The sequence below is a fragment of the [Lactobacillus] rogosae genome (genome assembly GCA_900112995.1).
Classification (GTDB): domain Bacteria; phylum Bacillota; class Clostridia; order Lachnospirales; family Lachnospiraceae; genus Lachnospira; species Lachnospira rogosae.
On the sequence record FONU01000010.1, the window covers coordinates 67,876 to 79,942 of the forward strand.

A 12,067-nucleotide genomic window follows, 5' to 3' on the forward strand; every position below is an offset into this window, starting at 1 on the left:
TCATCACACTTTATTCTTATCCACAGTTATTGCAGTCACTTATGTTGTTCCCTGAATTCGTACACACTGGCATATCTTCCTCACACGTTGGCTGACAGCCTGTTTCGCAATCTTGTTTTAATCTACCTTCACATTTTGGTGGGCTTAAATCAAGAGGCTTGATTGCTAGATTCAAAAGATTGCCGCACACGAATTTCATCTCATTAGAATCTTCCTCTGCCACTATGCTTCCCTTAGGAGTTACAATCTTTCCAGCACTTGCAACCCTGTAGCCAGCAAAATACAAGCTCTGTAATATAATCGAAAGACCTATTGTTATCTCATCATCAGTTGTATCAAGGTTAATTACTTTTGGAATTGCAGAAAGATTAAGTCCCTGCGTTATTCTGTTATTATCCGCTGTAAATCCTGTATAATTAAGTGCCGCACTATACTGTGGTGTAGCCGCTGCATTATAATTGTAAGATATTCCATAAGGTGCAAATATTTCAAGCTCCACAGAAGTTGGATTGACATCTTCATCATAGGTAGCCGAAGTTGTTTCTGGTGGCAGATATACAGCTGTTGGATAAAGTGTTGCCACAAGCCTGCAATTCTCATCATACAGACTTACCGCAAATGTCACTGACAAGTTTGACAATGTAACTGAATAACAGTTCGGTCTGCCCGGTATCTGTGTTATAACTACATTTCCTGTTCCATATTCATAGGATACATCTATTACACTTGCAGTTGCGTTGACAGCCGTTGGATAAGTTGCTGATATATCTGCACCTATTGGAAATTCAGCACAAAGGTTAATACCAATCTGGTCATATATCAATGGCGCATAAAGACTAAGTTCACTCGGTGAACCGCATATCGGATTGGTACATACATCAAAACATCCATTAGGCATATTAGATACAAGATTACTTGCAATCTTTGTTGTACAGCATTTTTTCCTGCACTTACACTTTGCCATTTCAAATCCTTCCTTTAAGTATTCTTACTACATTATATGTTCTAAATACTTTGTTGCTACCATACATTTTAATAAGCTTCACATATCAGATCTACTGATGAACAGAGGGTAATATGTCAAATGTATATTCAGTTGGGAATAACCGCCAGTTAATTATCTATAATGCCGGTTCTAATATATTCTTACGTGTAGCCCATTTTGGTGGGCTTGACCGCCCTATCGTGCTTGCTGCAGACTACTTATGCGGTCTTACAGAGTGTATATATAATTCATCTCTTTATTATTCCTACATCAATCAGAATGGTTCACTTATCTTAAAAAATATTATGGATACCGCTAATGTATTGGCTATAGACTGTAATTATGTACAGGAATATTCTAATCCTAAGCTTGCCATATGTAATGACACCCTGCTTCTTTTCTATCTTAAGCAAAATCCTGTATCTGATAAACCCAGCCTGCACTGTATAACACCTGATGACAATAATGCACTGCCTATCCCACTGCCTGATATTAAAAAGCCTGTGAATTCTTACAGTGTGCTTGCATATAATAATTTTATTTTATTATGTGTTAATGAACACATATACAAAATTGAACAAATCGGACATTTCAAACAATTAGCTATATGCACTGCCGACAATAATAGTACTGATAATAACAACGCTGACAATATTAATTCAAATAATAATAATTCTAATAATAATGATAATTACATTGAACGTGAAAAATCCCTGACCGAAGATTTCAACAAAAAGATTGCCGCATGCCAGGCAAAAATAAATGAGCAGTCAGCCGTCATTGACAGCATAACCACCCAATATAATGAACTTATGGATATTGCCCGCCAGTACCGTGACGAAGCAATTAAATGGAGAAGTAAATTTATATAACTATTCCAATAATTAATTAGTGTAATGTACTTTTAAGAGGCTTAACCCCTTGGCTGGAGCTGTCGCTCCAGCTAAAGAACGATTCTTTGCCTCTAAAAGCTCTTGCATACTGTCTGCCTCTCTTTTACCAAAACCAACCTCTAATAATGTTCCTGATAATATTCTTACCATATATTGAAGAAATCCACTTCCGTGGAAGGTCATATTAAGATACGAACCCTTAAGCGATATATCAATTGAATATATCTCCCTGACTGTAGATTTCTTCATCTTTGGATTACCGCAGAAGCTTGCAAAATCATGAACTCCTACAAGATAAGAAGCTGCTTTCTTCATAGCCTCAACATCTGGCACAGCACCTGTGATATGCACATATTTTCTATTAAATACAGGCTTCTTATCCCCAACATAACAGGTATAACAGTAGGTTTTCCCCATTGCATTATATCTGCTGTGGAAACGTTCTGAAGCTATTCTTACTTCCATTACACATATGTCCTCAGGCAGATATCTGTTCATATAATCACAGATTTCATCTGGTGTCATACTTGTCTGCATATGTGCATTGGCTGCCATTCCTTTGGCGTGGACTCCTGCATCAGTTCTTCCTGCACCTATTACATCTATCTGCTCCCCTGTCATCTGTGACAGAACAGACTCTAACTTGCCTTGTATCGTCATATCTGTATTAGGCTGATGTTCCCAGCCATAATATCTGGTTCCATCATATGCTATTATCATCTTGTAATTATTCTTCACTTATTGCTTAACTCCATTCTTCTTACATATATCATTAAGACAGCACCCATCACAATGAGGCTTGGTTCTTGCACTGCACACTTCCCTGCCGTGTATTACAAATCTATGGCAAAGGTCACTTCCCTCTTCTGGCGGAACTATCTTCCACAGTGCCATCTCAACCTTTTTAGGTTCTTTCTCATCTTTTACAAGTCCAATTCTGTTGCACAGCCTTATACAATGTGTATCTGTCACAATTGCCGGCTTTCCGAATACATCACCCATAATAAGGTTGGCACTTTTTCTTCCAACTCCAGGAAGCTTTAAAAGTTCCTCTAATGTATCTGGCACTTTATTGTTATACACCGTATGAAGCATACGCATACAGCCGCTTATATCCCTTGCCTTACTCTTTGATAAACCGCATGGACGGACTATTTTCTCTATGTCATATACATCTGCATCAGCAAGTGCCTCTATTGATGGATACTTGTCAAATAACTGTGGCACAATAACATTCACTCTCGCATCTGTACACTGTGCTGCAAGCCTTACGCTTACCAGAAGCTTCCACGCATCATCATAATCAAGCGTACAGCCGGCATCAGGATATTCTGTTTTAAGACGTTCTATAACTTCATAAGCAAGCTGCTTTTTAGTCATTGCTCTTCTTTCCCTTTCCTGCAGCTATGTAGAATACCAACAGTGCAAGAATAACAGCTACTGTCATCCATATGCACACAACCTTAGTACCCTGTGGCTTAAACATATCATAATAACCCTTAAAATATATAACTAAATCAATAACAGGAAGAACGTATACCATATAGCCTTTTAACCATTTAGGAAATGATATGCCTTTTCCCATATTAACTTCTGCCACGAAATTGTCATATCCCCAGCCGTTCTTTCTTGTACAGAAAAGCACGAATAAAAGACAGCCAAGAGGAAGTATATTATATGAAACTATAAAATCTTCCAGATCCATTATAGTTGTACCAGCTCCAAGAGGCTGTACTCCCGACAAAACATTATATCCAAGAACTGCTGGCATACAAAGCACTGATATTACAAAAAGATTAACTAATGACGCTCTCTTTCTGCTACAGTTAAATAAATCCATAGTCATTGCAATAATATTTTCATATACTGCTATTACTGTAGATAATGCCGCAAATGCCATAAATATAAAGAATAATACTTCCCATATAACCCCACCCGGCATCTGGTTGAATACATTAGGAAGTGTTATGAATAATAACGATGGACCTGCACCTGGATTAATTCCATAGGCAAAACAGGCTGGTATAATGATAATTCCAGCTGTAAGTGCAACTACTGTATCAAGTATAACTACATTTATTGACTCTCCTGTAAGCTTGCAGTCTCTTGAAAGATAACTTCCGAATATCTCCATAGAACCTATACCAAGTCCAAGAGTAAAAAATGCGTGTGACATAGCTGCAAATACTACATTACCGATACCCTGCTCCTTCATCTTGGAAAAGTCTGGAACAAGATAGAACTTAAGTCCCTCCGAGCTTCCATCAAGCAGAAGGGAATTAACTGCCATTATTATCATAAGTGCAAATAATAATATCATCATTACCTTACTTATCTTCTCAACGCCTTTCTGTAAGCCAAGCGAACATACAAGTATGCTTATTACAACAACTACAAGTGTCCAGAATATCATAACTGATGGTGTTGAGAGCATATTATTGAACTCCCCGCCTATCTGCTCTACATTCTTTCCTGAAAGCTGTCCCGTAAGACTGTATACAAAGTAGTTGAGCATCCAGCCGGCAACCATTGTATAGAACATCATCAAAAGATAATTACCAGCATAAGCTACCCAGCGGAAATGATGCCATCTTGTTCCTTCTGGCGACAACATTTTAAATGCACTTCCAAGGCTCTTATTACTGCCTCGTCCAATTGCATACTCACATATAAGTATAGGAAGCCCAAGTCCAAGCAGACATAATAGATATATAACAATAAATGCCGCTCCTCCGTTCTTTCCACATATGTATGGGAACTTCCATACATTACCTAGTCCGACAGCACACCCCGCCGACACCAGTATAAAGCCTAATCTTGAAGCAAATTTTTCTCTCTTGTCATTCATTGTTATATATACCTTTCTTTTATTATTAAACAGACCCATTATTTTAATGCCTGCTTTAACCTGTAATTACCAAACTTACATATTTAATATGTTACTCCCAGTAACCTAATTCTACACCCTTGGCATATATTGCAATACCTTTTGAATAATAACCATATGAATTAAAATGTGTCCAGTCATATCTTAACTGTTTAGATATTCTTCCTCGTCTGAACCCTTTATAATCACCTACTGTTGGTCTTAATCCTACATCAGTAAGTCCGTTTTCTATAAGATAAGTTCTCATATTAATAAAATGGTCACCATATGCTTCTCTTAATGTCGCTTCCCACGCTGTATCACCAACCCCTATATAAGTTCCGTCCTCATTACGGATTCCCTGAGTTGTATCTGCTATTGATGTTCCCGGATCATCTGTATCACCGACTATTATATAATAATCACAGCCCGAATTCTGTATCATAGCATCATACTGGCTTATAAGCTGTCTGTAATTCTCCCAGCCGCCATTACTTCCTATCTCAAGTATAAGAATATCATTCTTTCTTTCATAGGAGGCCTTGGTATATACCTGTGTGTCCGCATATACGGTTGTAAAAGCATCATAGTTCACTTCTTCATCTGAATAACGGCATATATGAAGTCCCTCTTCTTCTGTACCTGTTATTTTAAACATTTCATCATTGATGTATACAATATCTGACTCCTGTGGCTCTGTATATCCATATGCACTGAAATCAGCCATATATACTTCCTCGCCATTCTCATCGACAATTGTAACATCTACACTGTCATCATATCCAACCTCAAATGTATCCCTGACATACATCTTTATGCCTCCCTGACGAAGTGCAATCTCATAAGATGTCTCACCTGAAACGCCAAGATTATATACCTTAATTCCAGTAAGATACTGTAATGTATCGGGACTTGTCCAGCCTGATATATCAAAAGGCTCATCATCTCCAAATACTATATAAGCCTCACCTGCACCCATTCCAAACATCATCGAATCACCCCAGCACGATATTGTTCTTGGAACTCCATCATATGGGATAACATCTGAGTTAAGTGTTCTTTCAGGCAGCTCATAAGCCTCTGCATCTTCATCAGGATAGTCCTCTTCGATATCCTGGTTATGATTACTTTTCTTATTATCAATGTGCTGTTTAGCAGCCGCAACAACTGATATCGTTAAAATAAGTATCAGCGTTACAGCCATAAATTTTAATAAATTCCTATACTTTTTCTTTAACCTCATTCAATTAACCACTTTCGTTATTATTATGTCCTAAATATATTCCCCCATACTAAATAACAGTTTATAATACGAAAATTGTGAATTAATGCTTATACATTTTCTTAATATTATTCAGAATAATTCCTGCTTACATAATTACCAATCTCAATACGGTCTTCTGGCATACGGCATCCAACGATATGGGTTCCTGCATTGTCAGTACTTCTTATAATTGTTCCTTCAAGAACCCTCCCCTGTTCAACTGGAAAATCTGGTACTTTTACAATTATATTCTCACCCTTACAATCTGCGAATTCTGTTTCTCTTGTCTGGAAAGCGAAGCCGTTGGCACTTATATTTACCATTGTACCCTCATATACATCTGCTCCGCCCTTGAATGTAACTGTACATTTATTATTAACAGGCATTCTTACATACTTTCTTCTGTTGACGATGCTTGGAAGTGAAGCTACTATGAGCCTGCATACATCACTGCCATACTGTGTGGCGGGTGCTGCTGACACAGAAGACCAGTGATAAAGTACATTTGCCGCTACAATATCAAGTTCGTATTTCAATGAGGTATTCTTATAATCTACATCTTTGTTCTTGAAACGTACATATAATACCCCATCTGCCTGTTCAACTATCTCGCCGTGGCTTTCTGTATCAGCTGGCTTTCCTGATATAATCTGTCTTATGGTACAATACATACCCTGCTTGATATCCTGAACACCCATAAAGCCGCCAACTCCAAGCTTTTCCATCATTGCACCAACAACATTTTCTATCTTATCAACATTGCGGGCTGACTCTTCATATTTGCTGAGCATTATCTTAGTGCTTTCGTCTGCGTTGCCTATGCAGTCAGTAATGTCTTTCATAACATTTTCAATCTCGTGCATATTGTCAACCATATTACGGTTAGAGCTTTCAACTTCCTGCATTGCTGAATCTACGACACCAATGTGTTCACCTATCTGTGTAGAGTCCTTAGCTATTCCTGACACGCTGTCATTAACCTGTACAACCTTGGTCTGTGTTGTCTGTATAAGTTCGAGTATTGTCGTTATTGACTTTAACATTCTGTTAGATGTATTTTCCAGATGTCCTAACGCTGTCATAATTCTATCTGATGATTCTTCTGTTTCTGTACTTAAATTTCTTATCTCATCTGCTACTACCGCAAAGCCTTTTCCTGCTTCGCCAGCTCTTGCCGCCTCAATTGAAGCATTAAGTGCTAACAGGTTAGTCTGTGAGTTAATCTCTCCAATTGTACCTGTCTCTGTCTTAACTTTACTGAATTCCTGCTGGAATTCTCTAAGTATATTATCTACCTCACCTGATAATTCAGCCATAGTCTTAGTACTTTCAACTACATCTGCAAGCTCTTTTGAACTTGTATCTGTATGTTCCACTGACTCACTGACAAGCTGCACAACTTCATTGATAAGTGAAGCTACATTTTCTACCTGATTATTAATCTGCGTAGTCATCTGTGTTGAAGAATATGTCTTATCATGAAGTATATCATTATTATGCGAAAGCTCTTTCATACTTGATACAACGAAATTAGCTCCCTGCTTGTTCTCTTCTTCCAGCTCTCTTACAACTGTAATTCCGTCAACTATCATATTACTTGAATCTTTAACCTGCTCAACTGTCTTGACAACTCTGTCAAGGTCAGCCTTAATTGAATCTGTAAGTGCTCCGTCTGAAAGATTAAGATGATTAATTGATAATACATAACATACATAGCAAAGGATTATACACGATATCTGTAATGAATAATTATCAATATCTGCCAACGCATTCATACCTGACATAAATTTAATAATTGTACTTAATATAACTATGGCAATATTACCAATTCCACAGCTCACTATGAACTTTCTGTCCTTGAACAGAATAGTCATACTTGCTACTGGAAATATATATGCAAATGTGAGCAGTGATGTGCTTGTACATACTATATATCCATAAAACAAACCATATCCAACACCTAATATATGCTTGTATCCATCAGCTGATTTTCCTTTTATCTTAGTATATATAACACCAATTATATATGGAACCCAGCCTATAATAAGAAATGGAATTATAAACTTCTGATCATATGTACCTTTAGTCATATTTGACAAATACTGCATTGTAAGCAGGATATTTAATATAAGCCATATATTTCCTGCTTTAGTATTAGCTCTGGCTTTGAATTTCTCAGCATCATATCCCATATTATATCCTCCGTTCTTTCGTTACGTAACACTATGTACAGTATATATCTTTACGCATAATTATTCAAGAAAAACGTATTTTACTGTCGAATTCTGCACCATATTTTTAAAAAAATCAGCTATAGGGTAACATAACTTTCCCTATAGCTGACTTTTATCTTTATTCTATCGTAAGTTTACATATTAATATTCTCACTATTACATATGCGTCTATTATCTTACTTACATACTTTCGTATGTTTCTGTACCTGAAATATTACTATAATACTATGATGTCGGGGGCTAAAGCCCCCGACTTTGATACCTACGAATTGTTCCGTGCTACGCACTCCCACAATTCTCCCCAATATTCGCATATCGTGGGATTATCATCCCACTTTTATGCTCATATCGGGGCGGGTCCCAAGGTCTTTCACCCACCTATGAGCAAGCTCATATGGGTTTATACCTTTTGACCCTGGTATCATACTATATTACCATAATATTAAGCTTCTGATGCTTCGCCATCCTCATCAGTATCAGTATCTGTCTCGGCATATGTCTGCTCTGTTACGCTTACAATAACCTTCTCTAATACATCAGGTGATATTGATACATCTTTGTCCTTAGCAATATCAAGGTCTCCTACCTTAATACTGTCGCCTGGCTTAAGTTCTCCTATATCAACGCTTACCTTTTCAACAAGCGCTGATTTAGCTGCCTTATAAGGAATTTCCTCCATATGCTGTTCAACAACACCCTGTACCTTGTCATGATTAACTAATACTATCTCTGCAACTGAGTGAACCTTTTCTCCTTCTGTAAGCACCTGGAAATCAATCTCTAATGTCTGTCTCTTGATTGGGTCGTAATCAACTTCCTTTACAAGAACATCATAATCTGTTGTATCGATTGTAAGCTTTGCCTCACTACCTTTGTTGCAGACTGATAAGAAACGCTCTGCTTCTTTCTTCTCAATCTTTACCGGTATTGATTCTGCAAGGCTTCTTCCAAATACATTGCCAGTTACATAACCTTCCCTTCTTAATTTCTTTGCCTTGTCATCCATGCTTCTTTTTTCAGCTTTTAAAGTATTCATTTATCTTTTCCTCCAAAAATCTGATTTGCTTAGCAAGCCTTCAACAAAGAGGTTCTGTTAAGTTTATCTATTCTTTATTACGATTTGTATTATAGTCCTTTGCAATTAAACAGATTAACCAAATTTTCAAGTTTTTTTTGTGCAATCATTACATATTTTCATTATAGTATTTTAACACAATCACTTTACATATTCAGATTTTAAATTATTTTATTACGAACATTGCGTGCCGGTATACCGATTTTATATTTATTTTATTGATTTTAATATAATAATCGTCTATTATATATCAGTAAATTGTATTTTTTATGTTTTTTTTAATTTATTTTAAAAGTCCATTTATAAATTTATTATCGTAACTTTTTATTCAGGCATTTATACAACGGAGGAATCTATGCAGCTTATGTCATCATTGCAGCTTGAGGCTTATAATTACATTAAGAATTTAATTCTTACTCACCAGCTCGATGTCAACACACTTTACTCAGAAACTAAATTATCCAAAGACCTCGGCATATCAAGAACACCTATGAGAGAGGCTCTGCAATGCTTAAGCCAGGATGGTTATATCACAGTTATTCCAAGCAAAGGCTTTCGCATAAGACAGTTAAGCCAGAAAGATATGAGGGAAACTATCCAGATAAGATGTGCCATTGAAGGATTTTGTACACAATGCCTGGCTAAAGAATATCAGACTGCTAAAGGTCAGAATACAATACAGAAGCTTGGTGAAATTCTCAAACATCAGAAAGAAGCACTTGCTCTTGATGATAACTACGAAAGCTTTATCAATTACGACCATGAGTTTCACCTGCTCTTAGTTAATTACATTGAGAATGAGGAGATTAATCATATGTTCCAAAAGCTTATGTATCTTATCCGACTTACAACACAGTCGGCACTTGAGGTTGAAGGCCGTATTAATGGAACAATAGATGAACATTCTGAATACTTTGAGAACCTGAAAACCGGCAATGGCAATGAGGCATACAGAATCCTTATCGACCATCTTATGATGCCTCTTAATATTGTCAGGACAGAACTTTAATTTATAGAGAATATAGTCAAACAAAACCGCTTGTAACTAATGCTTACCATTAATTACAAGCGGTCTTTTTATATACCAATAAAATATTTAATTAAATTGACAATCGTCTGTTATATCCAGAATTATTAATTATAACTGAGGACCAGCAGCTACTAAAGCCTTACCAGCTTCGTTGCCTGTATACTTAACGAAGTTCTTGTTAAATCTTTCAGCAAGATCCTTAGCCTTTGTCTCCCATTCAGAAACATCAGCATATGTATCTCTAGGATCAAGGATACCTGAATCAACACCTGGAAGTTCTGTAGGTACTTCAAAGTTGAACATAGGAATTGTCTTTGTAGGAGCTGTCTTAATAGCACCTGAAAGGATAGCATCGATGATACCACGAGTATCCTTAATAGAAATTCTCTTACCTGTTCCGTTCCAGCCTGTGTTAACTAAGTAAGCCTTAGCTCCGCTCTTTTCCATCTTCTTAACAAGCTCAGCAGCATACTTTGTAGGATGAAGCTCAAGGAATGCCTGTCCGAAGCAAGCTGAGAATGTAGGTGTAGGCTCTGTGATACCTCTTTCTGTACCAGCAAGCTTAGCAGTAAATCCTGAAAGGAAGTAGTACTGTGTCTGCTCTGGAGTAAGAATAGATACTGGAGGAAGTACACCAAATGCATCAGCTGAAAGGAAGATAACATTCTTAGCAGCTGGAGCTGAAGATATAGGTCTTACAATATTCTTAATATGGTCAATTGGATAAGATACACGAGTATTCTCTGTTACGCTCTTATCAGCAAAGTCAATCTTACCATTCTCATCAAGAGTAACGTTCTCAAGAAGAGCATTTCTCTTAATAGCATTGTAGATATCTGGCTCTGAATCCTTATCAAGGTTGATAACCTTAGCGTAGCATCCACCTTCAAAGTTGAATACACCATTGTCATCCCAGCCGTGTTCATCATCACCGATAAGAAGTCTCTTAGGATCTGTAGAAAGAGTTGTCTTACCAGTTCCTGAAAGACCAAAGAAGATAGCTGTGTTCTCACCATTCATATCTGTGTTAGCTGAGCAGTGCATTGAAGCCATTCCCTTAAGTGGAAGGTAGTAGTTCATCATAGAGAACATACCCTTCTTCATCTCTCCACCATACCATGTGTTGATGATTACCTGCTCGTGGCTTGTGATGTTGAATGCTACACATGTCTCTGAGTTAAGACCTAATTCTGCGTAATTCTCAACCTTAGCCTTAGAAGCGTTATATACTACGAAATCTGGCTCGAAGTTTTCAAGTTCTTCTGCTGTTGGCTTAATGAACATGTTAGTTACGAAATGTGCCTGCCATGCTACTTCTACGATAAAACGAACAGCCATTCTTGTATCCTTGTTAGCACCACAGAACGCATCTACTACGAAAAGTCTCTTGTTGCAGAGTTCTTTCTTAGCAATATCCTTAACCTTAGCCCATACATCTTCTGACATTGGGTGGTTATCATTCTTGTACTCATCTGAAGTCCACCATACTGTGTCCTTAGAATTCTCATCTACTACAATGTACTTATCCTTAGGAGAACGACCTGTATAGATACCTGTCATAACATCAACAGCACCAAGTTCGCTTTCCTTTCCTACTTCGTAACCTTCGTTAGAAGCCTTTGTTTCTTCTTCGAATAATAATTCATAAGAAGGATTGTGAATAATCTCTGTAGCGCCTGTAATACCATACTTGCTTAAATCAACGTTTGCCATTTTACAT

11 protein-coding genes are annotated in these 12,067 nt (G+C 37.2%); 3 read left to right on the top strand and 8 right to left on the bottom strand.

All coding sequences use genetic code 11. The features are described from left to right. Nucleotides 1-16: 16 nt before the first annotated feature. On the bottom strand, nucleotides 17-964 hold the full coding sequence (locus tag BM157_RS05160) for a hypothetical protein (RefSeq protein ID WP_055173982.1): 948 nt from the start codon (nucleotides 962-964) through the stop codon (nucleotides 17-19). 113 nt (nucleotides 965-1,077) lie between these two features. Here BM157_RS05160 and BM157_RS05165 point away from each other — a divergent pair, with 113 nt between their 5' ends. Beyond that, nucleotides 1,078-1,857, top strand: coding sequence for a hypothetical protein (locus tag BM157_RS05165; protein WP_055306251.1), 780 nt, complete (start codon nucleotides 1,078-1,080; stop codon nucleotides 1,855-1,857). A gap of 12 nt (nucleotides 1,858-1,869) precedes the next feature. On the opposite strand, the gene truA is transcribed toward BM157_RS05165, so the two are convergent. From truA to BM157_RS05190, 5 genes are all read right to left on the bottom strand, one after another. Beyond that, on the bottom strand, nucleotides 1,870-2,616 hold the full coding sequence (gene truA / locus BM157_RS05170; RefSeq protein ID WP_090140184.1) for a tRNA pseudouridine(38-40) synthase TruA: 747 nt from the start codon (nucleotides 2,614-2,616) through the stop codon (nucleotides 1,870-1,872). Beyond that, the gene (locus BM157_RS05175) at nucleotides 2,617-3,258 is read right to left on the bottom strand and encodes an endonuclease III domain-containing protein (RefSeq protein ID WP_022501984.1); all 642 of its coding nucleotides are present in this window, start codon (nucleotides 3,256-3,258) and stop codon (nucleotides 2,617-2,619) included. After that, nucleotides 3,251-4,765: a sodium-dependent transporter gene (locus BM157_RS05180; protein ID WP_022501985.1), complete on the bottom strand. Its 1,515-nt coding sequence runs from the start codon at nucleotides 4,763-4,765 to the stop codon at nucleotides 3,251-3,253. Before BM157_RS05180 ends, BM157_RS05175 begins: the two co-directional genes overlap by 8 nt. A 52-nt stretch (nucleotides 4,766-4,817) precedes the next feature. Next, nucleotides 4,818-5,987 (bottom strand): hypothetical protein, encoded by a 1,170-nt coding sequence (locus BM157_RS12935; RefSeq protein ID WP_318255821.1) that lies wholly within the window; start codon nucleotides 5,985-5,987, stop codon nucleotides 4,818-4,820. A gap of 107 nt (nucleotides 5,988-6,094) precedes the next feature. Beyond that, on the bottom strand, nucleotides 6,095-8,200 hold the full coding sequence (locus BM157_RS05190) for a methyl-accepting chemotaxis protein (protein WP_090140185.1): 2,106 nt from the start codon (nucleotides 8,198-8,200) through the stop codon (nucleotides 6,095-6,097). Between the two features lie 269 nt (nucleotides 8,201-8,469). Between BM157_RS05190 and BM157_RS13205 the strand changes: the two genes are divergently transcribed. Then, nucleotides 8,470-8,655 (top strand): hypothetical protein, encoded by a 186-nt coding sequence (locus tag BM157_RS13205; RefSeq protein WP_090140187.1) that lies wholly within the window; start codon nucleotides 8,470-8,472, stop codon nucleotides 8,653-8,655. A 29-nt stretch (nucleotides 8,656-8,684) separates the two neighbouring features. On the opposite strand, the gene BM157_RS05200 is transcribed toward BM157_RS13205, so the two are convergent. Further along, nucleotides 8,685-9,278, bottom strand: a complete 594-nt coding sequence (locus tag BM157_RS05200) for a 50S ribosomal protein L25/general stress protein Ctc (protein WP_090140189.1) — start codon at nucleotides 9,276-9,278, stop codon at nucleotides 8,685-8,687. Nucleotides 9,279-9,672: 394 nt separating this feature from the next. Here BM157_RS05200 and BM157_RS05205 point away from each other — a divergent pair, with 394 nt between their 5' ends. Beyond that, nucleotides 9,673-10,326, top strand: coding sequence for a GntR family transcriptional regulator (locus tag BM157_RS05205; protein WP_090140191.1), 654 nt, complete (start codon nucleotides 9,673-9,675; stop codon nucleotides 10,324-10,326). 129 nt (nucleotides 10,327-10,455) lie between these two features. Here BM157_RS05205 and pckA read toward each other — a convergent pair whose 3' ends face one another. Beyond that, nucleotides 10,456-12,060 (bottom strand): phosphoenolpyruvate carboxykinase (ATP), encoded by a 1,605-nt coding sequence (gene pckA, locus BM157_RS05210; RefSeq protein ID WP_090140193.1) that lies wholly within the window; start codon nucleotides 12,058-12,060, stop codon nucleotides 10,456-10,458. Nucleotides 12,061-12,067 lie beyond the last annotated feature (7 nt).